The sequence below is a fragment of the uncultured Kushneria sp. genome (assembly GCF_947497025.1).
Taxonomy (GTDB): domain Bacteria; phylum Pseudomonadota; class Gammaproteobacteria; order Pseudomonadales; family Halomonadaceae; genus Kushneria.
In genome coordinates this window covers 61,566-85,831 of sequence record NZ_CANMFC010000004.1, presented here as the reverse complement: position 1 = coordinate 85,831, position 24,266 = coordinate 61,566, and the positions used below count along the sequence as shown (strand labels likewise).

Below are 24,266 nucleotides of genomic sequence, written 5' to 3'. Positions count from 1 at the left end.
TTTCATGGAAAGGCGCCGTTATTTTTTCAAGCCCGTCGAGACCTGACATGACCCGACATTTCAATTTCTGTTCCGGCCCCGCCACGCTGCCCACCGCCGTGCTTGAGCGTGCACGCGATGAGATGCTCGATTTTGAAGGGCGTGGCCTTTCCGTCATGGAGATGAGTCATCGCAGTGAGGCCTTCATCGCTGTGGCAGAACGCGCCGAGGCCAATCTGCGCGAACTGATGCAGGTGCCGGACAATTACAGTGTGCTGTTCATGCAGGGTGGTGCCACACAGCAGTTCGGATGTGTGCCTCTTAACCTGCTGGGACAGGGGGGAAGCGGCAACTATCTGGATACCGGCATCTGGTCGCAAAAGGCCCTGAAGGAAGGCCGGCATCTGGGGGAGGCGCATGTCGTGGCCTCGGCCGAAGACAGCGGCTATACCGCCGCGCCCGGACAGGCGTCGCTATCGCTGTCCAGTGATGCCGCCTATCTGCATTACTGCGATAACGAGACCATCGGCGGGCTGCAGATGGATTACGTGCCACAGGCCGATGTGCCACTGGTCTGTGACATGTCCTCCTCGATCCTGTCGCGCCGGGTAGACGTCTCGAAATTTGGTGTCATCTATGCCGGGGCACAGAAAAACATCGGTCCTGCCGGCATTGTCATCGTGATCGTGCGTAATGACCTGCTGGAGCGTGCCCGTCTGGAAACACCCTCCATGCTGAACTGGAAGGCCTTTGCCGATAACGGCTCCATGCTCAATACCCCGGCCACCTATGCCTGGTATCTGTCCGGGCTGGTCTTTGAATGGCTCAAGGAACAGGGTGGGGTCGAGGTGATCGAAAAGGTCAATCGTCGCAAGGCGCAAAAGCTTTATGACGCCATCGATGGCAGCGGTTTCTATTCCAACCCGATTGTCTCGGCCAATCGCTCGCTGACCAACGTGCCTTTCGTGCTTGGTGATGAGTCGCTCAACAAGGCGTTTCTGGCTGAATCCGAGGCGGCGGGTCTTTTGACCCTCAAGGGGCACCGCAGCGTGGGGGGAATGCGTGCCAGCCTTTATAACGCCATGCCGGAAGAGGGCGTTGATCGACTGGTGGCTTTTATGCAGGATTTCGAGCGTCGTTACGGGTAGAGCACATGTCGGATCATCTTTCATCTCATGATAAAAACAATCAGGACGTGGATCTTGGCGCCCTGCGTGATCGCATTGATACGCTGGACCAGCAGATTCTTGATCTGATCAGCGAACGTGCCGCCTGCGCCCAGCAGGTCGCGCACGTCAAGCTGGCCGAAGATCCTGAAGCGGTGTTCTATCGTCCCGAACGCGAAGCCCAGGTGCTCAAGCGCATCATGGCCCTGAATCAGGGGCCGCTGCCGGGGGAAGAGATGGCGCGCCTTTTTCGGGAGATCATGTCGGCCTGCCTGGCGCTGGAAAAACCGGTGCGCGCCGCCTATCTCGGTCCGGAAGGCACCTTTACCCAGCAGGCCGCGCTCAAGCATTTCGGTGACAGTGCCGTGTGCAAGCCGCTGCCGGCCATTGATGAAGTCTTTCGTGAGGTCGAGGCGGGCGCGGCCAACTATGGCGTGGTGCCGGTCGAAAACTCGACCGAGGGCGTGGTCAATCACACGCTGGACTCCTTCATGGATACGTCGCTGCGGATCTGTGGTGAGGTGGTGCTGCGCATTCATCATCATCTGCTGGTCGGCAGCAATACGCGCCGGGACAAGGTGTCACGCATCTATTCCCACTCGCAGTCTCTGGCCCAGTGCCGCAAGTGGCTCGATGCCCACTATCCGCATGCCGAGCGCGTGGCCGTGTCTTCCAACGCCGAGGCTGCCCGCCGGGTCAAGAGCGAATGGCATACGGCGGCCATTGCCGGCGATATGGCGGCAAGGCTTTATGGTCTTGAGCACCTGGAAGAAAAGATCGAGGACATGCCGGACAACTCGACCCGTTTTTTGATCATCGGCAATCACGATGTGCCGCCCAGTGGCGAAGACAAGACATCACTGGTGGCCGCCATGCGCAACCAGCCCGGCGCCCTGCATGATCTGCTCGAGCCCTTCCATCGCCATCATGTCGACATGACGCGTCTTGAGAGCCGGCCTTCACGGCACGGTCTCTGGAACTACGTCTTCTTTATCGATTTCAAGGGGCATCAGGAAGAGCCGCGGGTGCAGGCGGCACTGGAAGAGGTCCGGCAGCGGGCTGCCGATGTGCGCATACTGGGGTCCTATCCGGTGGGTGTGCTTTGAGCGAGCAGGCTGTTTCAAGTACGCCGGCCGTACTGTCAGAAGAGTCCGGCATTCTGGTGGTCGGGCTGGGGCTGATCGGCGGGTCGCTGCTGGCGGCCCTGCGCGATGCCGGCTATGCGGGGCGCTGCTTTGGCGTTGACCTCAACCCCAACGAGGTCGCCCTTGGGCGGCGCATGGGGCTGATCGATGACGGTGGTCCGGACGCGGCGGCATTTTTGCCTCATGTCTCACTGATCGTGCTGGCCGTGCCGGTTATGGCCATTGCACCGGTCATGGCCCAGCTGAGTCAGTTGCGTCGTCACGGGCAGGTCGTAACCGATGTGGGCAGTACCAAGTCGGCCATTCGTGACCAGATCCGGTCTGCTCTGGGGCGAGTGCCGAGCTGGCTGGTGCTGGGTCATCCCATTGCCGGGGCAGAAAAAAGCGGCGTCGAGGCCGCCAATCCGACGCTTTATCAGCACCATCGCGTCATTCTCACGCCCGAGGCGGATACCGATCCCCAGGCGCTGCACCGTATCGAGCGTCTGTGGCAGGTCTGCGGTGCGCATATCGAGCGCTTGACGGTCGAGCGTCATGATGAAGTGCTGGCCCGTACCAGCCACCTGCCGCATCTGCTGGCCTTTTCGCTGGTCGATACGCTGGCACGTCAGGATGATCGACTCGATATCTTTCGCTACGCTGCCGGGGGCTTTCGCGACTTTACCCGTATTGCCGGCAGTGACCCGGTGATGTGGCGCGATATTTATCTGGCCAATCGGGAAGCGGTGCTTGAAGCGCTTTCGGAATTCGAGGCCGGGGTCAGTGAACTTCGCGCTGCCGTGGCAGACAGCGACGGTGATGCCATGCTCGGCATCTTTTCCCGCGCGAGCCACGCGCGACATTATTTCGACAGATTACTCAGCCAGAAGAGCTATCAGGTCATGGAAACCAGAAACGTTGTGTACCGTGCAAGCGCCGGCGGACAGGTCAGGGGCACCATTCGAGTCCCCGGCGACAAGTCGATGTCGCATCGCTCCATCATGCTGGGCGCCCTGGCCGAAGGCGTGACGACCGTCGAGGGTTTTCTCGAGGGAGAAGACAGCCTGGCCACGCTGCAGGCCTTTCGTGAAATGGGCGTGGCCATCGAAGGCCCCCAGGCCGGTCGCGTGGTCATCCATGGCGTCGGTCTTCATGGTTTGAAACAGCCGAAGGGGCCGCTGTATCTGGGCAACTCCGGGACCAGCATGCGTTTGTTTGCAGGGCTCATGGCCGGCCAGTCGTTTGACGTCACGCTGACCGGCGATGATTCGCTCAATCGTCGTCCGATGGGGCGGGTGGCAGATCCGCTTCGACTGATGGGCGCCGTCATCGATACCGGAGAAGGCGGACGACCGCCGCTGACGGTGCGTGGAGGGCAGCGTCTTGCCGGCATCGATTATGATCTACCCATGGCCAGTGCCCAGGTCAAATCCTGCCTGCTGCTGGCCGGCATGTACGCCACGGGAGATACCCGGGTGCGGGAACCGGCACCAACCCGGGATCATACCGAGCGCATGCTGACCGCCTTTGGATACCCGGTGAGCCGTCATGATGATGTCGCCCATATTGCAGGCGGGGGCAGCCTCACGGGTGGATTCATTGATGTGCCTGCGGACATCTCTTCTGCAGCCTTTTTTCTGGTCGCGGCGTCCATTACGCCCGGGGCGGATCTGACCCTGGAGCATGTCGGGATCAATCCCACCCGTATCGGCGTCATCAACATCCTGCGGGAGATGGGGGCCAGCATCGAACTGCTCAATGAGCGCAGGGTCAGCGGCGAACCGGTGGCCGATATACGGGTACGTCACGCCGAATTACACGGTATCGATATTCCGGTGGACCAGGTACCGCTGGCCATTGATGAATTTCCGGTGCTCTTTATCGCTGCGGCCAATGCAAGCGGCATTACACGCCTTCGCGATGCGCTCGAGCTGCGGGTCAAGGAGTCCGACCGGATCAAGGCCATGGCCGACGGTCTGGACGTACTGGGTGTGGTCAATACCGTGGTGGAAGATGGCATCGACATCGTGGGTGGCCGCTACCAGGGTGGTGAGGTCGAGAGCCTGGGCGATCATCGCATTGCCATGGCCTTCACGGTGGCTGCCCTGCGTGCCGAAGGCGATATCACCATTCGTGACTGTGCCAATGTGGCAACATCGTTTCCCAACTTTCCTGCACTGGCCGCCGAAGTCGGCATGCAGATCGAGGCTGTTTCGGAGGGCGCATGAGTCAGCAGACCAGTGCGGCGGTCATCGCCATCGACGGGCCGGGTGGGGCCGGCAAGGGGACCATCAGCCGGCTGGTGGCCCAGGACCTTGGCTGGCATCTGCTGGATTCAGGGGCGCTTTACCGGCTCACGGCGCTGGCGGCCATACGCCGTGATATCGACATGACCGATGCCCCCGCGCTTGAATCGGTGGCACGTGAGCTGGACGTGACGTTCATCAGTGAAGACGAGCACACCCGCATCCTGCTGGAAGGGGAGGATGTCAGCAGCGACATTCGCAATGAGCATGTGGGCGGATGCGCCTCACAGGTAGCGGCGATTACCGGCGTGCGTGATGCGCTGCTGGCCCGTCAGCGTGAATTTGCCAAAACACCGGGTCTGGTGGCCGATGGTCGCGACATGGGGACGGTGGTGTTTCCCGAGGCCCCGCTCAAGATATTTTTGACGGCCAGTGCCGAGGAACGGGCAAGAAGACGGCATGATCAGTTGCGACAGGCCGGCCAACATGCTAGCCTTTCGAGCCTTTTAAAGGAGATAGAGGCTCGGGACGCGCGTGACATGCAGCGAACGGTAGCGCCATTAAAGCCTGCCGAAGATGCCGTCACCATCGACACGACCGAGCTTTCGATCCCGGATGTCGTGGCACACATTGAAGCACTTCTCTCCCTGCGTGGTTTGAAAAGCACGCAATGAGCGCCTGAATTTCCGGAGGCCCCGGCAAGACGTCATGGGGTGGCAGCGGTCAACATCTGTAAACCCTGCCACGTCTAACCAGCGTTAACGTCCCCGGGGAGTTTGTCATTGGCCCGCGCTTGTTGGTGGCGTGGAGAATGCAGCCGTCCTGGTTGCTTTTTGTTGATCACTATAGGAATACCATGAGCGAAAGCTTTGCAGAACTGTTTGAACAGTCTCTTCAGGACATCAACATGGAACCCGGTGCCATTGTCATGGCGACCGTGGTGGACATTGAAGGTGACTGGATCACTGTCAACGCCGGGCTGAAATCCGAAGGGCAGATCCCTGCGGCACAGTTTCGTAGCGATAATGGTGAACTGACCATCAAGGTCGGCGATGAAGTCAAGGTTGCGCTGGAAGCCGTGGAAGACGGTTTCGGTGAGACGCGCCTGTCTCGCGAAAAGGCCAAGCGTGCCGAAGCCTGGAAAGAGCTGGAAGCAGCCTTCGAGGAAAACGAAGTCGTCAAGGGCGTGATCAACGGAAAGGTCAAGGGCGGTTTCACCGTCGATGTCAATTCCATCCGTGCCTTCCTCCCGGGCTCGCTCGTCGATGTCCGTCCGGTTCGCGACACCGCGCACTTGGAGAACAAGGAACTCGACTTCAAGGTCATCAAGCTTGATGCGAAGCGCAACAACGTTGTGGTTTCCCGTCGTGCCGTGCTTGAAGCCGAAAACAGTGCCGAGCGTGAAGCGCTGCTCGCGACACTGCAGGAAGGCCAGCAGATCAATGGTATCGTCAAGAACCTGACCGATTACGGCGCCTTTGTGGATCTGGGCGGCGTTGACGGCCTGCTCCACATCACCGACATGGCCTGGAAGCGCATCAAGCATCCGAGCGAAATCGTGGCCGTGGGCGACGAGATCAATGTCAAGGTGCTGAAGTTCGACCGTGAGCGTAACCGCGTATCGCTGGGTCTGAAGCAGCTGGGCGAAGATCCGTGGGTCAACATCAAGAATCGTTACCCTGAAGGCACCAAGGTCAACGCACGCGTGACCAATCTGACCGACTACGGCTGCTTTGCCGAGCTGGAAGAGGGTGTTGAAGGTCTGGTTCACGTTTCCGAAATGGACTGGACCAACAAGAACATCCATCCGTCCAAGGTGGTTCAGGTCGGTGATGATGTTGAAGTCATGGTGCTGGATATCGACGAAGAGCGTCGTCGTATCTCGCTGGGCATCAAGCAGTGCACCTCCAATCCGTGGGAAGACTTCAGCTCGCGCTTTGCCAAGGGCGACCGTGTCTCCGGTACCATCAAGTCGATCACCGACTTCGGTATCTTCATCGGTCTGGACGGCAGCATTGACGGTCTGGTGCACCTCTCCGACATCTCCTGGAACGAGACCGGCGAAGAAGCCGTTCGTCGCTATCGCAAGGGTGAAGAAGCCGAGGCTGTCATCCTGTCGATCGATCCGGAGCGTGAGCGCATCTCGCTGGGCATCAAGCAGCTTGAAAGCGATCCGATGTCCGAGTACCTGGCGGTCAACGACAAGGGCGCGCTCGTGTCCGGTCGCGTAACGGAAGTGGATGCCCGTGAAGCCTACGTGGAACTGGCCACTGACGTTATCGCCGTGCTCAAGGCCTCCGAGATCAGCAGCGACCGCGTTGAAGATGCACGTACCGTGATCAATGAAGGCGATAGCGTCGAAGCGCGCATCGTGGGCGTTGACCGCAAGAACCGCGTCATCAACCTGTCCATCCGCGCCAAGGATCAGGACGACACGCGTCAGAACATGCGCAACATGCGTGAACAGGAGACCGAGACTTCCGGTCCGACCACTATCGGTGACTTGATCAAGCAGCAGATGAATCAGGACTGATGGCACGCTCACGGCCATCCGCCGGATGGCTGTAGAGGTCTGTTCAGACATATAAATGACATTGTCGTCAGCAGCATCAACCCTGCTGGCGACAACGTTAAAAATCACGGATTCAATCGCCCCTGATCATTCAGGGAGACGGAGGTAGCATGCAGGTCGTCAGCTCACTCAAGTCAGCCAAGACTCGCCACAAGGATTGTCAGGTCGTTAAGCGCCGCGGTCGCGTTTACGTTATCTGCAAGACCAACCCGCGTTTCAAGGCCGTTCAGGGCCGTCCGAAGCCCAAGCGTTAATGCCTCTGGCATGATCGAATGCCCTCGGGTATCGACGCAAAAAGGCCCCCAATGCCTCATTGGGGGCCTTTTTCTATGGCAATATCACATGCTTTCAGAAGCATGAAAAAAAGGCCCATTCAGGAGATGGGCCTTTCTGCCTTTATCCATCCTGTTTTACATATCAGGGATGGTCAGCACGATCTGCCTGGACCCTCAGCGCTGATCGCTGCGGTGGTCGATGGTCTTGCGATAGTTGTCGATAAAGGGCTTCTCTGCCTTGTCGATGCGATCCATGCCGGCCACCACGCGATGCCAGTACGGGTACTGGGGGGCCGGCCGCGTGGCCGCTTCAATGCGATCGATGTCGTCCTGATCGAGTGTCATCTCGGCCGCTGCCAGATCATCCTTGAGATGCTCTTCATTGCGGGCACCGATGATCAGTGACGTCACGCCCGGACGGTCCTTGAGCCAGGCAAGGCAGGTACGGGGGATTGAAGCGTTGTGTTTTTCGCCGATTTCGGCCAGAAGCTCGATAATATCATAGGCACGCTCCATGTCATGGATATAGGGCTCGGGCCAGCCGTTGCCCTGACGCGTACCTTCCGGCGCCTTTTGACCACGACGCAGCTTGCCATTGAAGACACCTTCGCCCAGTGGCCCCCACACCAGCGTGCCGACATTCTGATCGATCGCCAGCGGCATCAGTTCATATTCCGCCTCGCGTGATTCGGGCGTGTAATAGATCTGTTGGCTGATCGGCGGCATCAGGTTGTGCAGCTCGGCCTTGCCGATGGTTTTCATCATCTGCCAGCCGGTAAAGTTGGAGGTACCGTAATAGCGAATCTTGCCGCTTTGTATCAGATGATCGAGTGCGTACAGCATCTCTTCAACCGGGGTCACGCCATCCCAGTTGTGCATCTGATACAGATCGATGTGATCCGTGCCCAGCCGCTTGAGACTTGCCTCGCAGGCATTGATCAGGTGGTAGCGCGAGAACCCGCTGTGATTCGGGTTGTCGCCCATCGGGCTTCTCGCCTTGGAGGCCAGAATGACGTCATGACGCTTGTCGCCAAGGGCGCGGCCGACCAGCTCTTCGGCTTCCCCCATGGAGTAGAGATCGGCGGTGTCGATTAAATTGACGCCGGCATCCAGCGCCATATCAAACTGGCATCGTGCGCCATCAACATCGACACTAGCGGCCTTTTCAAAGCCACCGCCGCCGCCAAAGGGAACGGTCCCAAGAACAATTTCAGAGACCAGCAGGCCGGAGTTGCCAAGCGGACGATATTTCATGTGAAAGCTTCCCTGTTTTCCGAACAAGACCATCAGTTGAGTGGTCAGGTCATAAGCCTGGCAGATTGGATCGAAGCGACAAGCCGAAAATGGTTAACATGGGAGAGGATCGGGAGTTGAAGAGAGAAGCCACAAAGCATGTGGATATCGTTCAGATGCTGGTCTGAATGGCGCTGCCTTTGGATGGCCGCTGGTCTTTCAGCGCTGATGGGAAGTAACACGATATTGAGGCAGGCCGGGTAGAAAATCGCCATCGCCAGAGCCGGCAATGACGATTATTGGACAAAAAGTTCTGAGGTTTCAGAGATCTTCTTCGGTCACATCGTCGGGTGACAGCCGAAGCCCGCTGGCCGGCAGCGGATGGTTGTCCAGGCGCGGGCCGTCCGGTGTCAGCTTGAGACGACCCTGCATGAACCAGCGTACCGTCATCGGATAGATCACGTGTTCACGGGTGAGCACCCGCTCTGCCAGGGTGGCTTCATCATCGTCGGGGGTCACGCTGACCGCGGCCTGGACCACGACAGGGCCGCCGTCGAGCTCATCGCTTACAAAATGAACGCTGGCCCCGTGTTCAGACACCCTGTCTGCCAGCGCGCGTGCGTGCGTATTCAGGCCGCGATAGTCCGGCAGCAGGGAGGGGTGGATATTGAGCATGCGGCCATGGTATCGACGTACAAACGCCGGTGTCAGGATGCGCATGAAACCGGCCAGCACGATCAGATCCGGTGCGTGTCGATCGATGACCTTGACCAGTGCGGCATCGAAGGCCTCGCGTGAGTCGTACTCGTGATGAGGCAGCACCACGGCCGGAATCCCGGCTTCGCGTGCCCGTACCAGCCCGTAGGCATCGCCGCGATTGGAGATGACGGCCGCAATTTCGCCACCCAGCTCGTCATGCGCCTCGGCGTCAATCAACGCCTGTAGATTGCTGCCGCTACCCGAGATCAGAACAACCAGCCGCTGGCGATCGGGCTGTTCGGGCTTAAAGTCCTGCTCGGAGGTTTCGCTGTCGGACATTATATTTCCTGTCTGATTACTGACGGGCGTTTTCAAGCACAACGTTTGGTTGTGTCTCGTCCGAGCGGCTGACATGCCCCAACCGGTACACGGTTTCTCCCGTGCTTTCCAGAAAGGTCTCGGCCTGCCCGGCCTGGTTGGCCGGAACGACCACCACCATGCCGATGCCGCAGTTGAGGACGCGATGCATCTCGGTCTCGTCGATGTTGCCTTCGCGCTGCAGCCAGTCAAAGACGGCCGGGCGTGGCCAGGCCTGCGCATCGATATGAACGCTGGTGTGCTCCGGCAGCACGCGCGGGATATTCTCGAGCAGACCGCCACCGGTAATATGAGAAAGTGCATGTACGGTGATATCGCTGTCATGCAGCATGGCCAGCAGCGATTTGACGTAGATGCGGGTCGGCGCCATCAGGGCCTCGCTCAGGGTCAGGCCATCGTCGAGTCGGGTATCGGGCGCTGCACCGCTGCGTTCGAGCACCCGACGAATCAACGAATAGCCATTGGAGTGGGGGCCGCTGGAGGCCAGGCCCAGTACCACGTCACCTTCGCCCACCTTCGAGCCATCGAGAATTTCCGATTTTTCAACAATGCCAACACAAAACCCGGCCAGATCGTAATCGGAGCCGTCATACATCCCCGGCATCTCGGCCGTTTCACCGCCGACTAGGGCACACCCTGCCTGGCGACACCCTTCACCAATGCCCGTGACCACGTCAGCGGCCATCTCGACATTCAGTTTGCCGGTGGCGTAGTAGTCGAGAAAGAACAGCGGTTCGGCGCCGGCGACCACCAGGTCGTTGACGCACATGGCGACCAGATCGATGCCGATGGTGTCGTGACGTCCCAGATCCATGGCCAGCCTGAGCTTGGTGCCGACACCGTCGGTCCCTGACACCAGCACCGGTTCGCGATAGCCGCTGGGAAGCTGACACAGCGCGCCAAAACCGCCAAGCCCACCCATCACTTCCGGTCGTGTTGTACTTTTGGCGACATGCTTGATGCGTTCGACCAGCGCATTACCGGCGTCGATATCAACACCGGCATCCTTGTAGGAGAGGGAGTCACGAGACGAAGGCTCGGTCATGTTGGGGTCCTGTCACTGAAAAATGAGACGGGGTTCCGGCCGGGGCCAGAGCGATAATCAAGAAGGACGGCATTGTACCATCGGCCATGATCGATCGCATCGCAACTGCAGGCCAGGGATGGGGCGTGTGCATAGGCTGCCCCGAATCATCGCGTTCATGATAATGTGACTGCTGTTCCCCTTGTTTTGAGCATGGACGCCGTAATGAGTCCGGATACCCTACAGCTTCCGCTAGGTGTTGGTGCGCGTGATGACGTCACGTTCGCCGGTTTCTGGCCGGGTGCCAATGCAGGCCTTGTCACCCATCTGCGTCATCAGCTTGACGACAGCGGCGAGCAGTTTATTTATCTATGGGGAGCTTCCGGCAGCGGACGTACCCATCTACTTCAGGCTGCGTGCCTTGAAGCCAGCGATCGAGGCGCCAGAGCGCTGTATCTGCCGCTCAATGATCTGGGTCACTTTCCGCCGCACATGCTGGAAGATCTTGAGGCGCTGGATCTGATCGCCATTGATGATCTTGAGCGTGTGATTGGTCGCAAGCGCTGGGAAGAGGCGCTTTTTCACTGTTTTAATCGCTTAAGGGATGCCAACTGCCGACTGATTATTGCCGCTCAGGCATCGCCCCGGGCGCTGCCCGTTACTCTGCCGGATCTGGCATCAAGGCTGGGGTGGGGGATGACCTTCCATCTGCAGCCGCTGAGCGATCAGGATCGACTGGAGGTGCTGCGGCTACGAGCGCATCAGCGCGGCATGCAGCTTCCCGATGAAGTCGCTCGTTATCTGCTGCATCGCGGCCCGCGCCGGCTGGGAGACATGCTGGTGCTTTTGACCCGCCTGGATAGCGCATCGCTTTCGGCGCAGCGCCGCTTGACCATTCCTTTCGTCAAGCAGGCGCTCGGCTGGTAAATAATCACGCTTGATGTGGCAGGAAACCTGGCAGTCCCGGCAGGACGATCTATACTTGAAATCATCACTTCTGGTTTCCTGTTCACCGCCCACTTCCCCGGGCGGTTTTTTATTGCTCAGGCTCATTTTTGTTACGTCATTCGTGCCTGCTTGAAACACGCCGTGACACTTCCAGGCGCAAGCGGTCGTCGCAACGTTACTGATGCATGAATATAAAAAAACCGGCTCCCTGGGGGCCGGTTTTTTGATGATGGTTGCACTTGAGCAGTGATCAGCGACGTGTGATCAGCGCACCCAGTACAAAACCGACGGTCGCGGCGATGGCCAGCGCGCCTACCGGCTGCTTGACCGTAAATTCGCGTGCATTGTCGACGACTTCACCATACTGGGACTGTACCTGACCGGCCGCGCTGCGCAGTCGGCCTTCGGTGCGGTGCTCATTGTCATCGGTAAAGTCACCATAGGCTTCCTGCGCCTTGCCTACTGCATTTTTGGTTTCGCCTTCGATCTGATTCTTGAACATGGTGTCCTGACTCCGATGGGTAGATAAATTCTGTACTTCCTTAAAGTTATCTCATGTTGATCGTTTCGCCAGGATTATCTGCATTTCGGCATAACAAAATTGTCACGTGAAGAAAATACGACAGGGCCAAATGTATGTGAGGCGTCACGAAGTGATGTCCGACGCTCAGGGTGCCAGTAGATAGCCGCTGCGACGGCTTTCATGGCCGGCAAGATCCGCCACGATCATGCCGGCGGTGGCCATGCGCCGCTGACTTCTGGCATAGATCATGCCGTCCTGCGATGCACGGACCTCATGGACCACGTCGCTGATCGGGTCAATCACCTCGGCCACCAGCTGACCGCTGACCACCGACTCACCGGGATTCGCGTGAAAGACCAGCAGCCCGCCTTCGGGCGCCGTGAGAAACTCCATGGCCGACAGCGGTGTGGCCGGGAAGGGCAGTGATGGCAGTGGCGGTGCCTCACCCTGAACAAGTCCGAGCTGCATCATCCAGTCAACGATGGCGCGACTGTCGTGATCGGCCAGATCATGATCAACATCGTCCTGGCCGCGAAGCTCCAGGGTGATGGACTGCGTGCCGTAGCCGATCGGAAAGCGCTTGCCAAAACGTTCGCGCAGCTGCTCCCAGACCAGCGTAAAGCACTCATCAAAGGACTGGCCGCCGGAATCGGTGGCCAGCATGCTGGCACGGGCGCCAAAATAGCGCGCCAGAGGCTCGAACGTCGGCCAGGCGGCAGGCGTGGTATACAAATGCGCCACGGCATTGAAATCACAGTGCAGATCCAGCACGTAATCGGCCTGACAGGCCAGGCGTTGCAGGGTCAGCTGCAGGGATTCCAGGGCGTTGGCAGGTGATTTGTCTTCCAGCGCGGCCAGAAAGCGTTCCCTGATGAGGCGGGTATTCCCGGCTTCCTCATTGCCCAGCACGGTTTCCAGATGCTCGGCAATGGCAGGCGTCATGTCCGCGTAATGGCGGTTAAAGTTTTTCAGCGTTTCCTGCTCATAGCGCCCCAGCGGCACATCCATCAACTGCTGGGTCAGTCCGATCGGATTGGCGACCGGCACGATACACACACGCGTGTGCAAAAGGCCGGCGGCTTCCAGTTCTGCCATGTGCTGCTTGAGCTTCCAGGCTACCAGCATGCCTGGCAGCTCATCGGCATGCAGTGATGCCTGAATGTAGACACTGTGTTGGCTGTCCTGCGGACCGTAATGAAAGCTGTGGAGTTGAGTGACCGTGCCGGGTACGGACGACATCAGCTCATGAATGCGATGTTCCACGAAATTGCCTCAGGGCACTGTGCCCGTAAAGGCGGCGTCGAGCGCCGCCTGGTCAATAAAACGGATGCCATTTATGGCTGAGTGCTGTCCGGCGGCGTGGACAGGTCATAGTCAAAGTACTGCTGCATCAGTTTGTCGAAGGTGCCATCAGCGTAGACATCGCGAATGGCCTGATTGAATGTCTCGGCCAGTGCCTTGTCCCGTGTTCGAAAGGCCATGGCGGCACCGCTGCCAAAAATGCGTTTGGGTGTGCTGATTTCAGGGCCGATCTGCTTGAATGGACTGTCATCATCGCGAAAGTCGATGCTTTCCATTGCCAGCGGATAGTCCTCGAAAGCCAGATCCAGGCGGCCGGTTTCAAGATCGTTTTCAACGTCCTGAGAGGATCCATAGCGGCGGATGTCGAGCACGTCACCGTACATCTCGGTCACATAGACGTCACGAATGGAGCCGCGCTGTACACCCACGCTCAACCCCTTGAGGCTGTCATGATCATCAATGCTGATATCGCGATCCCGGGCCGTAATCCAGATACTGGGTGTGTTGTAGTAGGGGATCGAAAAGGGCACCTGGCGCTCGCGCTCGGGCGTGATGGCCATGGAAGACAAAATGGCGTCGTACTTGCGTGCCATCAGTCCCGGAATGATGCCATCCCAGGGCTGCTCGACCCAGCTGCACTCGAGTTCGGCGCGCTTGCAGAGTTCGTTGCCCAGATCGATCTCGAACCCTTCAAGCTGCCCGTTGGGTGCGCGATACACGAAGGGTTCATAGGGGACATCGATGGCCAGTTTAACGCTGTCCGGGGTTTTGGCCATGGCGCCGCCCGAAATCAGCAGCGTGGCCATGCAGGTGGCGCTTAACAGTCTTTTCATTGTCGTTATCCTTGCCTTGAAGCCGATGCCATTATCGACATGATGAGCGAGTGTATACCCGCCATGACAGCGCGCAAGAGTACAGAGCCACATCTCTCGCCACCGGCCCGGGCACGCTGATATCATGGATACATGAACAGTACTCCTGCTTTCACCTCATCCGGCAATGCCCCCTTTTTGAACATTGCGGATTCGCTCAACGACCCGCGCTATTATCTGGTCAATTTTGACAACGTACTGACCTGGGTCAGTGAGCGCTATGACGATCTGCTTGATGCAGATGAGCGTGACTTCATTGCCCGTTTTCAGGCGCTGCCCGTGCCCTCGAGGGCGCTGTTGGTGCGCATGGTCATGCGCAAGGGCGAGCACTTTCGTATCGATCGTCTCGTGTACGACGAGATCGGAGAGACCCGGGCCGCGCTTGCCCCGCTGGTCGAGCACGCTCTGGTGGACGCGCGTCCCGATCTGACGCTGGATCAGCTGTTTGATCTCTTCACCCGTGACGAGCTGGTGGGTATGTTCCGTGACCATCTCGCCAGGCCCCGCGATCGCAAGGCGCTCTTGAAAGAGGCTTTGGTGAAAGAGGCCCTGGTGCCGGCGTTTGATCAACCACTAAGGCTGGAGGAATGGCACGCTATAACAGGTCAACCCCTGACCTCTGAGGTGGTTCGCCTGACCGTCATGCCCGTGTGTGAGCGTCTTCGCCTGATGTTTTTCGGCAACCTGCGCCAGCAGTTTTCCGAGTTCGTGCTGGCAGATCAGGGGATCTATCGTTTTGAAGTGGTGCCCTTCACGCCCGAATCCCGGGCGTTTCAACGGCGCGAGGATATTGAGCGCTACTGGCAGATTCATGACTGCCGGGAACGTTTTGAGGCCGGCTACGACATTGATGAGGTGCTGGCGGCGTTGCCGGTGCGCATCGCTGACAGCCCCTGGCTGGAGGCGCGCCGTGGCCGGGTCATGTATGCCATCGCCCGCCACTGTGAGCGTCAGGGTGACCTGATGCGGGCCGGTGAGCTGTATGGACAAAGCGGCCATGGCGAGGCGCGTATTCGCCATATCCGGGTGCTGGAGCGACTGGGGGAACATGGCCAGGCGCTGGCCCTGTGCACGGCGGCGTCAGAGGCGCCGATCAGTGAGGCCGAGCGTCAACAGGCCGCCCGTATTCAGCCGCGGCTGCATCGCGCCCTGAGCATGGAAAAGCCCTTGAGTGAGGCAGAAGCCTCTGCCAGACGGTGTGATCTGACCCTGCCCCGCAGCGGCTGCGTGGAGCACGCCGTTCGTGAGCATCTGGCGTCACCTGAGGCGCCGGTGTTTTATGTCGAAAATACGCTGATCAACGCGCTCTTTGGCCTGCTGTGCTGGGAGGCCATCTTTGCCCCGCTGCCCGGGGCGTTTTTTCACCCGTTTCAGAGCGGCCCGGCCGACCTGATGCGCCCGGAGTTCTACCCGCAGCGCGAGCAGCACTTCAAGCGCTGTCTGGCGCGGCTGGAAGAGGGCGCTTGGCGCGAGGCCATTGTGCAGCGCTACCGGGAGAAGCAGGGCATTCAGTCGCCCTTTGTACACTGGGGGGCGCTCAGTGAGGAGCTGCTGGCACTGGCACTGCATTGTCTGCCGCCGGCGCATCTGCGCTGCTGGTTTGAACGGCTTTTGACCGATATTCGCGCCCATCGCGCCGGCATGCCGGATCTGATTCGCTTTTACCCCAATGCGCCTGAAGGCGCGCTCCGCTATGAAATGATCGAGGTGAAAGGACCGGGCGACCGGCTGCAGGACAATCAGAAGCGCTGGATCGCCTTTTGTGCGCAGCACGATATGCCGGTCACGGTCTGCCATGTGCGCTGGGGCGATGACGAGGGCACGACTTGAGCACAGCGGGGGCCATCGCCGAATCAAGCGGCGACGACACGCCGCGCTACCGCGTGGCGGTGCGGGCACTGTGCGAGTTTACCGCGCGCACGGGCGATCTTGATCTGCGGTTTACGCCGGCCCCCACCGCGCAGCAGGGCATTGCCGGCCATCAGGTGGTCGCCTCGCGCCGGGGCAAACACTACGAGCATGAGGTCACCCTTGAGGGTCGATATGGCGCGCTGATCGTGCGAGGCAGAGCCGATGGCTATGACCCGGTACGCCAGCGGCTGGAGGAGGTGAAGACCCGCCGAGGCGGCATTGAGGCCATGCCGGCCAATCAACGCGCGCTGCACTGGGCACAGGCGAAGGTCTATGCCGCGCTGATGTGCCGCCAGCGTGACCTTGAAACCATCGAAGTCGCGCTGGTCTATTTCGATATCGAGCAGCAGCGCGAAACGGTGCTGGTGGAGACCATGGCGCGTGATGCGCTGGAAGCCTTTTTTATCGCCCAGTGCGAGCGCTTCATCGACTGGGCCGAGCAGGAGCTGGCGCATGAGACAGCGCGTTCACGGACGCTTTCGCAGCTCGCCTTTCCGCACGCCGATTTTCGCCCGGGGCAGCGCGCGCTGGCGGAAAGCGTCTTCAAGGCGATCAGCACCCGCCGCGATCTGATGCTGCAGGCGCCGACCGGCATCGGCAAGACGCTGGGCACCCTGTTTCCCGCGATCAAGGCGATGCCGGGCCAGCGCCTTGATCGCCTGTTCTTTCTCACCTCTCGCACTACCGGGCGCCGGCTGGCGCTGGAGGCCTTGACCACGCTGGGCATGGCAGACGCCGCTGAAGCGGATGCCGGTGACGCTGCTCTCAACCCCGGTGTTCGCACCCTGGAGCTGATTGCACGTGACAAGGCCTGCGAGCACCCGGAGCTTGCCTGTCACGGTGACAGCTGTCCGCTGGCCAGCGGTTTTTATGACCGACTGCCTGCTGCGCGGCAGGCCGCCGTACAGCAGGGTTGGCTGGATCACGGCAGTCTCAGGGCGGTCGCACTGGCCCACCGTGTCTGTCCCTATTATCTGGGGCAGGAGATGGCGCACTGGTGCGACGTCGTGATCGGTGATGTCAATTACTGGTTCGATACCAGCGCCATGCTCTACGCCCTGACGCGACAGCATCAGTGGCGGGTCAGCCTTCTCATTGATGAAGCCCACAATCTTGTCGAGCGTGGGCGCGCCATGTATGGCGCCGAATTTGACCAGGGCCGTTTTGCCGCCGCCCGACGCGAGGCGCCGGCTGTACTCAAGCGTCCGCTGGACCGGCTGTGGCGCCAGTGGAAGGCGCTGCTGCGCGAACACGACGGCGATTATGCCTGTCTCGAAACGCCGCCACGCAAGCTCTTCAACGCGCTGTCGCAGTTCGTCACCCAGGTCGGCGATCTGATGGTCGACACGCCTATCGGTCTCGAGAGCGCGTTGCTGGAAGCGTGGTTTGATGCCATGCAGATCGTGCGCATCGCCGAGCTGGCCGACGAGTGCGATGCCGGCCACTACCTGTTTGATATTGAGCGCCGTGGCCGCAGTGCGACGCTGTCACTGCGTAATGTGGTGCCGGCACCGCTGCTGGCGCCACGCTTCGAGGCCGCCCATGCCGCCATTTTGTTTTCTGCCACGCTCTCCCCGGGGCATTACTACCGTGATCAGCTGGGGCTTGATTCAGTCACGCCATGGCTCGAGATGGCCTCGCCTTTCGAGGCCGGGCAGCTTGAGGTGCATCTGGCCGGGCACATTTCCACGCGCTACCGCGATCGCCGCGCTTCCCTTGCGCCCATTGCCGAACTGATGGCCCATCAGTTTCATCAGCGCCCCGGCAACTATCTGGCCTTTTTCAGCAGCTTTGACTATCTCGAACAGGTCAGGGGGGCGCTGGCCGAATATGCGCCTGAGGTCCCGCAGTGGTCGCAGGCGCGGCGCATGTCCGAGCCCGAACGTGACGCCTTTCTGGCGCGCTTTACCCTCAAGGGGCAGGGTATCGGTTTTGCCGTGCTGGGCGGCATCTTCGGTGAAGGCATCGATCTGCCCGGCGAGCGGTTGATCGGTGCTTTTGTGGCAACACTTGGGCTTTCGCAGTTCAATCCAGTCAACGAGCAGATGAAGGCGCGCATGGAGACACTGTTCGGCGATGGCTACCGCTACGCCTATCTGTATCCCGGTATGACGCGGGTGGTGCAGGCCGCCGGTCGCGTGATTCGCTCGCCCGAGGATCAGGGCGTCATTTATCTGATCGATGATCGTTTCCGTCGGACCGAGATACAGGCGCTGCTGCCCCGCTGGTGGACGCTACCACCGCCTGCTCGCCACAATAATGATGGCAGATAGCATGCGTCTTCGTTGAAAGGGGTTGTCTCAAGGCCCACTTAAGAGAATTCTGCCTTTTTTGATTCGCCACGTGCCTGTTCCTGTGTCGTCTCCAGGGCCATATTACAGGTCGTGCCGGATCGACTGCGCTACGCTCAACAGCATATTGGTTCATGACACATCGCAGATCGTTCGGTCTGCGGTGTTGTCCGGCACTTCGGGATACTCACATGGCACGGTTAAATCATTACAGCAAGGCGGATCACGCCATCGACTGGCAGCTCGATAGCGTGGTGCATTCACTTCGGAATGCCCGCGAGCAGTGGCGCGCCGATCACGGACGCACCAACGAGTCCGGCGGGCGCAGCCTGCCCTCGCGCGAAATCATCAACGAGGTGGTCGAGGCCGTGATCGGCGCGGTGTTCCCCATGCGGCTGGGGCCCTCCAATCTGCGTCATCACAGCGAGGACTACTTTGTCGGCTATACGCTGGATGCCGCGCTTAATGCACTGCTCGATCAGGTGCTGCTCGAGCTGGATCATACGGCCATGCGTCGTGGCGAAGCGCCGCAGGACCATTCCGACCAGGCCATCAACATTGTGCGCGATTTTGGCGCCATGTTGCCGACCATTCGTCACTGGCTCGATATCGATATCATGGCGGCCTATCGCGGTGATCCGGCGGCGCGCAGTGTGGATGAGGTGCTTCTGTGCTATCCGGGCATCACTGCCATTATTTACCACCGCCTGGCGCATCAGCTCTATTCGACCGGGGCGCCGCTGTTGGCCCGGATGGTGTCCGAGGCGGCCCATTCGGCCACAGGGATCGACATTCATCCTGGTGCCAGCATCGGCTCTGGCTTTTTCATCGATCACGGCACCGGTGTGGTCATCGGAGAGACGGCCATCATTGGCGATCGTGTGCGGATCTATCAGGCCGTCACGCTGGGCGCCAAACGCTTTCCGGCCGATGAAAACGGTCAGCTGGAGAAGGGCCATGCTCGCCATCCGATCGTGGAAAACGATGTGGTCATTTACGCCGGTGCGACCATTCTGGGTCGCGTCACGATCGGGCACGACTCGATCATTGGCGGCAACGTATGGCTGACGCGAAGCGTCGAACCTCACAGCAACGTGTCTCAGGCCAGTCTCCAAAAGTCGCCCTGTTAAATTTTTATACCGTTACCTTTTGGGGCATGAAACACGGGTGTGCGGTACCGAGTATCAGGAATGCCGGATGCCCCGAATGATGTTCGGTCTCAAGGAGACGCCGGGCATCATCAGCTTCGGTCGATATCAACGTCACGCAGCATAAATCAGGAGGCACGATGAAACGCTTTGATGACAGGGTAGTCATGGTGACCGGTGCAGGGTCAGGCATCGGTGAGGCGGCAGCTCGGCGCTTCGCCAGTGAGGGCGCGAAAGTGGTCCTGATCGGTCGTACGAAAGAGAAGCTGGATCGTGTGGCCGACAGCATCGACGGCGAGACGCTGGTTCATGTGGCAGACGTCTCTGACGGCGATGCGATGAATCGCCTGGTGGCCGATGTCATTGACCGATTCGGGCGCCTCGATGTTCTGGTCAACAACGCCGGTATCGCGCCGGGGGGCCGGGTCCACGAGGCGGAGCTCGATGACTGGAAGCAGGTGATGAGTATCAACGTGGACGGTGTGTTTTACGCCAGCCGTGCCGCGCTTCCGGAGCTTTTGAAAACGAAGGGCACCATCGTCAATGTCTCTTCCGTGTCAGGGCTTGGGGGGGACTGGAACATGAGTCTGTATAACGCTTCCAAGGGGGCGGTCAGCAATATGACGCGTGCCATGGCGCTCGATTACGGGGAAGAGGGCGTGCGCGTCAATGCGGTGTGCCCCAGCATTACCAGAAGCGATCTAACCAGTGGCATTACCGGCAATGACGATCTGATGAAGAAGTTCGCCGATCGCATGCCGCTGGGACGTGCGGCCGAAGCCGAGGAAGTTGGTGACGTCATCGTCTTTCTGGCAAGCCATGACGCGCGCTTTGTCAACGGCGTGAATCTGCCGGTCGATGGCGGCATCATGGCCTCCAACGGTCAGCCACGCCTGGGCTGATCGCGCAATGTTCAGTGAGCGTCTACACTTGCGCCCTTTCCGTGCGGATATGAGGGCAGGGAAGGGCAGGATGAAACCGTTTGAAAACGGTTTCTGTCATGGACTTGGCTTTGGCCCGGACGGCCCTCATATTCGTACTGATCACGGTAGCAGAATGCAGGGCTGGTGGGGCACTTGATGACCAGCAGGACTGGCACTGTTACGACATTTTTCACACATGAAGTGAGGTCGGGATATGGATATCGTCAGGATCATTTTTGCCATTTTGCTGCCACCGGTAGGCGTTTTTCTTCAGGTAGGGCTGGGGCTTCAGTTCTGGGTCAATATTCTGCTGACACTACTGGGTTATATCCCGGGTATTATCCACGCCATCTGGATTATCGCGCGCCGTTAAAGTCTGGCCGCCTGTCGGTGAGACGCTGATCGTTGAAAAGGGAAGGCCCGTCAGGGCCTTCCCTTTTTTAATAACGATGGCCGAGAAGCAACGGTTTTGACACGACAGACTGCAACACAAAGTCAAGCTGTATGTTCTACATATAAGGTTCAATGACACATCGTATAGTAGTGGGATAGATATGATGTATGACAAATTAATGCCAGCCATGCCGTTCCTCCCAGTCAAGATATTTTCCATCCGACAGGCGGCAAGCTTTTGGTAGGTCGCTGAGCTCCCATTTGACATGGCTACTTTCTGCCCAGCGTAACGGGAACAGCGCTGTCGGGCGAAATGCTTTGATTACTCACCGCCAGGAGAGCATGCCATGTCGATCAGATTATCCCTGAACCCTGTTCACTGTCTTCAGGCCGCAGCCGTGGTTGGCGTACTGGCCGGCATGTCACTGCCGGCACATGCCGATAACTGGCGTGGCTGGAACGTTCATCCGCAGGGCTATCCCAATAGCGTGGCGCTCGACAGCTTCGTCAAGGAAGTGACCGAAAAGACGGACGGGCGCATCAATGCCAAGGTCTTTCACAACGGCGTGCTGGGCGACCAGCCTGACGCCATCGAGCAGACTCGCAGCGGCGCGCTGAATTTTGCCAACTTCAATATGGGGCCGATGGGGCCGATCGTCCCGGAAACCGACGTGCTGTCGCTGCCGTTTTTGTTCAAGGACATTGACGCCATGCATAAGGTCATGGACGGCGAAATCGGTCAGCGTTTTGCTGATGCGCTGGAGAAGAAAAATCTGGTGGCACTGTCCTGGTTCGATTCGGGGGCGCGCAGTGTCTACAACACCAAGCGTCCCATCAATGAACCCGAGGACATGCAGGGGCTCAAGGTTCGCGTCATGAACAATGACCTCTACGTGGAGATGATCGATGCGCTTGGCGGTAACGCTACGCCCATGGCGTATGGCGAGGTATATCAGTCCCTGAAGACCGGTGTGCTTGATGGCGCAGAGAACAACTTTCCCTCCTATGAATCCAGTGGCCATGACGAGATCGCGAAATATTACTCCGAGACCGAGCACCTGATCCTCCCCGAGTGCCTGTGTATTGCCAAGCGAAGCTGGGAAAAGCTGTCCGATCAGGATCAGGACATCGTGCGTCAGGCAGCGCTTGATGCCGCCACGCTCCAGCGCCAGCTATGGGCGGAAGGCTCCAAAAAGAGTCGTGAAGAGGTCATTGCCGCCGGCGCGAAAATCAACGAAGTGGACAAGCCGGCCTTCCAGGCAAAAATGGAGCCGATCTACGCCGCCTTCGTCAAGGAACATCCCGATCTTGAGCCGCTGCTCAACGATATTCGCAACGCACAGTAAAACAACCACCGCGAAGGGTGCGCTTTACTATTCACAGTAAGGCGTGCTCGGGAGTGTACGCACCATGGATAGCTCTACCGATCAGATCAGGGACATACCCGAGGATCATCCGCGCACGGGCGTGGCAGGACGTGCACTCGATGGGCTGGCTCATCTGTGCATCATGGTTTCGGGAGCGCTGCTGGTCTTTCTGATCGTCTCGTTTGGCTGGCTGGTCTTTGGCCGCTACGTGCTCAACAACACCCCGACCTGGGTCGAGCAGTCCTCACTGGTCATCGTGGTCTATATCACCTGCCTGGGGGCCGCTGCCGGCGTGCGTCACAACACGCATCTGAGCATTGATATGGTGCGCGAGGCTTTGCCAGCCATTCCACGCACGATCATGTGCCACCTTGCGGATCTTTTCGTACTTGTCTTCGGCGTATTCATGGCCTGGCAGGGAACCAATCTGGTGCTGGACAACACCACCAGAGCCATTCCCATGATCGGGCTGACGGAAAGCTGGCGGGCAGCGCCTCTGGCCATCTGCGGAGTGTTGATGGTGCTGTTTGCCGGCGCCAACATCGTCGAGCGCCTTACCCATAAAACAAGGGTGTAAACGGTATGGGTCTGATGATCTTGTTTGGCGTATTCGCCATTGGTCTGGTGATCGGGGCGCCGGTGGCTTTTGCCGTGGGTCTGGCTGCCATCACGACCTTTCTATACGAAGGCCTGCCGCTTTTTGTCGGCTTTCAGCGCATTCTTTCGGGTATCTCGGTATTTTCGCTGCTGGCGATTCCGTTTTTCATCTTCGCCGGCGAGCTGATGCTCCACGGTGGCATCTCCGACCGGCTGGTACGACTGGCATCAGCAGCAGTAGGGCGCGTGCGCGGTGGACTGGGGCTGGTCAATGTCAGCTCTTCGATGCTCTTTGGCGGCATTTCCGGCTCCGCGGTGGCTGATACCTCGGCGCTGGGCTCGATTCTGATCCCGGTCATGAAGGAGAAGGGTTACGACGCCGATTACGCCGTCAACGTCACGGTAACGTCCTCGATTGCCGGTGTGGTCATTCCGCCCAGCCACAACATGATTCTTTATGCCGTTGCTGCCGGTGGCGGTATTTCGGTGACCCAGTTATTCATGGCCGGTGTCGTGCCAGGCATTCTGATGTGTGTGGCACTCGCCGTGGCCGCCTATGTGGTAGCGGTCAAGCGGGGCTACCCGGCTGAGACCTTTCGGGGCTGGCGCGCTTTATTGATCAGCCTGGTGGCGGCACTGCCCGGGCTGATGACGGCCATTATCATTGTTGGTGGAGTGCTTTCGGGCATTCTGACCGTCACCGAGTCAGGCGCCTTCGGGGCCATCTACGCCATTGTGGTGACGGCGCTGGTCTATCGCGAACTGCGCTGGGACAACTTCAAAAAGGCGGTCTATCAGTCGGTACGCACAACGTCGCTGGTCATGATCCTGGTGGGGTGTGCCTCGGCGTTTTCCTATCTGCTGGCACTCTACAGCGTGCCGGAGCTTTTGACCGATCTGCTGCTGAGCATCTCTGATAATCCACTCGTGATTCTTTTATTGCTCAACGTCACACTGCTGGCGCTGGGCATGATCATGGACATGGCGGCGCTGATTCTGATCTGTACGCCGATCTTTTTGCCAATTGCGACCCAGTTCGGCATGGATCCCATCCAGTTTGGCGTCGTCATGATGATCAATCTCGGTATGGGGCTTTGTACGCCACCGGTCGGGGCCTGTCTGTTCGTGGGTAGCGTGATCGGCAAGATCAAGATGGAACAGGCCGTGCGTACCATCTGGCCGTTTTATCTGGCGCTGTTTGCCGTATTGATGCTGGTGACCTACGTACCCATCGTCTCGATGTGGTTGCCCGGGCTGATTGAATAGCGTTGTCTTTTATATACACGCTCGAAAGG

The 24,266-nt window shown here is 59.2% G+C and carries 21 protein-coding genes; 15 read left to right on the top strand and 6 right to left on the bottom strand.

The window, feature by feature from the left end:
• Positions 1–47: 47 nt before the first annotated feature.
• The 6 genes from serC to ykgO all read left to right on the top strand — a co-directional run bounded on the left by serC (position 48) and on the right by ykgO (position 7,341).
• Complete coding sequence (serC, locus tag Q0931_RS08725; protein ID WP_299259348.1) at positions 48–1,127, top strand: 3-phosphoserine/phosphohydroxythreonine transaminase; 1,080 nt, start codon at positions 48–50, stop codon at positions 1,125–1,127.
• A gap of 5 nt (positions 1,128–1,132) precedes the next feature.
• Positions 1,133–2,251 carry a prephenate dehydratase gene (gene pheA / locus Q0931_RS08720; protein ID WP_299259346.1) on the top strand — a complete coding sequence of 373 codons (1,119 nt, stop codon included), beginning with the start codon at positions 1,133–1,135 and terminating at the stop codon, positions 2,249–2,251.
• Positions 2,248–4,497, top strand: coding sequence for a bifunctional prephenate dehydrogenase/3-phosphoshikimate 1-carboxyvinyltransferase (locus tag Q0931_RS08715; protein ID WP_299259344.1), 2,250 nt, complete (start codon positions 2,248–2,250; stop codon positions 4,495–4,497). The genes pheA and Q0931_RS08715 overlap by 4 nt, the downstream gene beginning before the upstream one ends.
• Complete coding sequence (gene cmk, locus Q0931_RS08710) at positions 4,494–5,189, top strand: (d)CMP kinase (RefSeq protein ID WP_299259342.1); 696 nt, start codon at positions 4,494–4,496, stop codon at positions 5,187–5,189. The genes Q0931_RS08715 and cmk overlap by 4 nt, the downstream gene beginning before the upstream one ends.
• 182 nt (positions 5,190–5,371) lie before the next feature.
• Entirely contained in the window at positions 5,372–7,048 is a 1,677-nt protein-coding gene (gene rpsA / locus Q0931_RS08705) for a 30S ribosomal protein S1 (protein ID WP_108843993.1), read from the top strand.
• Positions 7,049–7,197: 149 nt separating this feature from the next.
• On the top strand, positions 7,198–7,341 hold the full coding sequence (ykgO, locus tag Q0931_RS08700; RefSeq protein WP_086623079.1) for a type B 50S ribosomal protein L36: 144 nt from the start codon (positions 7,198–7,200) through the stop codon (positions 7,339–7,341).
• A gap of 195 nt (positions 7,342–7,536) precedes the next feature.
• Here ykgO and Q0931_RS08695 read toward each other — a convergent pair whose 3' ends face one another.
• The 3 genes from Q0931_RS08695 to purM form a co-directional block, all read right to left on the bottom strand.
• Positions 7,537–8,616 carry an aldo/keto reductase gene (locus tag Q0931_RS08695; RefSeq protein ID WP_299259339.1) on the bottom strand — a complete coding sequence of 360 codons (1,080 nt, stop codon included), beginning with the start codon at positions 8,614–8,616 and terminating at the stop codon, positions 7,537–7,539.
• Between the two features lie 300 nt (positions 8,617–8,916).
• Positions 8,917–9,633: a phosphoribosylglycinamide formyltransferase gene (gene purN / locus Q0931_RS08690; RefSeq protein ID WP_299259337.1), complete on the bottom strand. Its 717-nt coding sequence runs from the start codon at positions 9,631–9,633 to the stop codon at positions 8,917–8,919.
• Between the two features lie 16 nt (positions 9,634–9,649).
• Complete coding sequence (gene purM, locus Q0931_RS08685) at positions 9,650–10,717, bottom strand: phosphoribosylformylglycinamidine cyclo-ligase (protein ID WP_299259335.1); 1,068 nt, start codon at positions 10,715–10,717, stop codon at positions 9,650–9,652.
• Between the two features lie 204 nt (positions 10,718–10,921).
• On the opposite strand from purM, the gene hda reads away from it, so the two are divergent.
• Entirely contained in the window at positions 10,922–11,623 is a 702-nt protein-coding gene (hda, locus tag Q0931_RS08680) for a DnaA regulatory inactivator Hda (RefSeq protein ID WP_299259333.1), read from the top strand.
• A 271-nt stretch (positions 11,624–11,894) separates the two neighbouring features.
• Here hda and Q0931_RS08675 read toward each other — a convergent pair whose 3' ends face one another.
• The 3 genes from Q0931_RS08675 to Q0931_RS08665 all read right to left on the bottom strand — a co-directional run bounded on the left by Q0931_RS08675 (position 11,895) and on the right by Q0931_RS08665 (position 14,302).
• Positions 11,895–12,146, bottom strand: coding sequence for a CsbD family protein (locus tag Q0931_RS08675; protein WP_108843796.1), 252 nt, complete (start codon positions 12,144–12,146; stop codon positions 11,895–11,897).
• Between the two features lie 165 nt (positions 12,147–12,311).
• Positions 12,312–13,430 carry a succinylglutamate desuccinylase/aspartoacylase family protein gene (locus Q0931_RS08670; protein ID WP_299259329.1) on the bottom strand — a complete coding sequence of 373 codons (1,119 nt, stop codon included), beginning with the start codon at positions 13,428–13,430 and terminating at the stop codon, positions 12,312–12,314.
• A 71-nt stretch (positions 13,431–13,501) separates the two neighbouring features.
• Positions 13,502–14,302 (bottom strand): transporter substrate-binding domain-containing protein, encoded by an 801-nt coding sequence (locus Q0931_RS08665; RefSeq protein ID WP_299259327.1) that lies wholly within the window; start codon positions 14,300–14,302, stop codon positions 13,502–13,504.
• Positions 14,303–14,434: 132 nt separating this feature from the next.
• On the opposite strand from Q0931_RS08665, the gene Q0931_RS08660 reads away from it, so the two are divergent.
• The 8 genes from Q0931_RS08660 to Q0931_RS08625 all read left to right on the top strand — a co-directional run bounded on the left by Q0931_RS08660 (position 14,435) and on the right by Q0931_RS08625 (position 24,237).
• Positions 14,435–16,171, top strand: a complete 1,737-nt coding sequence (locus Q0931_RS08660; protein WP_299259325.1) for a VRR-NUC domain-containing protein — start codon at positions 14,435–14,437, stop codon at positions 16,169–16,171.
• Positions 16,168–18,525 carry a helicase C-terminal domain-containing protein gene (locus Q0931_RS08655; RefSeq protein WP_299259323.1) on the top strand — a complete coding sequence of 786 codons (2,358 nt, stop codon included), beginning with the start codon at positions 16,168–16,170 and terminating at the stop codon, positions 18,523–18,525. Before Q0931_RS08660 ends, Q0931_RS08655 begins: the two co-directional genes overlap by 4 nt.
• Positions 18,526–18,734: 209 nt before the next feature.
• On the top strand, positions 18,735–19,673 hold the full coding sequence (gene epsC, locus Q0931_RS08650) for a serine O-acetyltransferase EpsC (RefSeq protein WP_299259321.1): 939 nt from the start codon (positions 18,735–18,737) through the stop codon (positions 19,671–19,673).
• A 158-nt stretch (positions 19,674–19,831) separates the two neighbouring features.
• A complete protein-coding gene (locus Q0931_RS08645) occupies positions 19,832–20,593 on the top strand; it encodes an SDR family oxidoreductase (protein ID WP_299259318.1) in 762 nt (253 codons plus the stop codon).
• Between the two features lie 235 nt (positions 20,594–20,828).
• Complete coding sequence (locus tag Q0931_RS08640; RefSeq protein ID WP_108843789.1) at positions 20,829–20,987, top strand: YqaE/Pmp3 family membrane protein; 159 nt, start codon at positions 20,829–20,831, stop codon at positions 20,985–20,987.
• Positions 20,988–21,426: 439 nt separating this feature from the next.
• Positions 21,427–22,353: a TRAP transporter substrate-binding protein gene (locus tag Q0931_RS08635; protein WP_299259912.1), complete on the top strand. Its 927-nt coding sequence runs from the start codon at positions 21,427–21,429 to the stop codon at positions 22,351–22,353.
• Positions 22,354–22,417: 64 nt separating this feature from the next.
• Complete coding sequence (locus Q0931_RS08630) at positions 22,418–22,951, top strand: TRAP transporter small permease (protein ID WP_299259314.1); 534 nt, start codon at positions 22,418–22,420, stop codon at positions 22,949–22,951.
• Between the two features lie 5 nt (positions 22,952–22,956).
• Positions 22,957–24,237 carry a TRAP transporter large permease gene (locus tag Q0931_RS08625; RefSeq protein ID WP_299259312.1) on the top strand — a complete coding sequence of 427 codons (1,281 nt, stop codon included), beginning with the start codon at positions 22,957–22,959 and terminating at the stop codon, positions 24,235–24,237.
• Positions 24,238–24,266 lie beyond the last annotated feature (29 nt).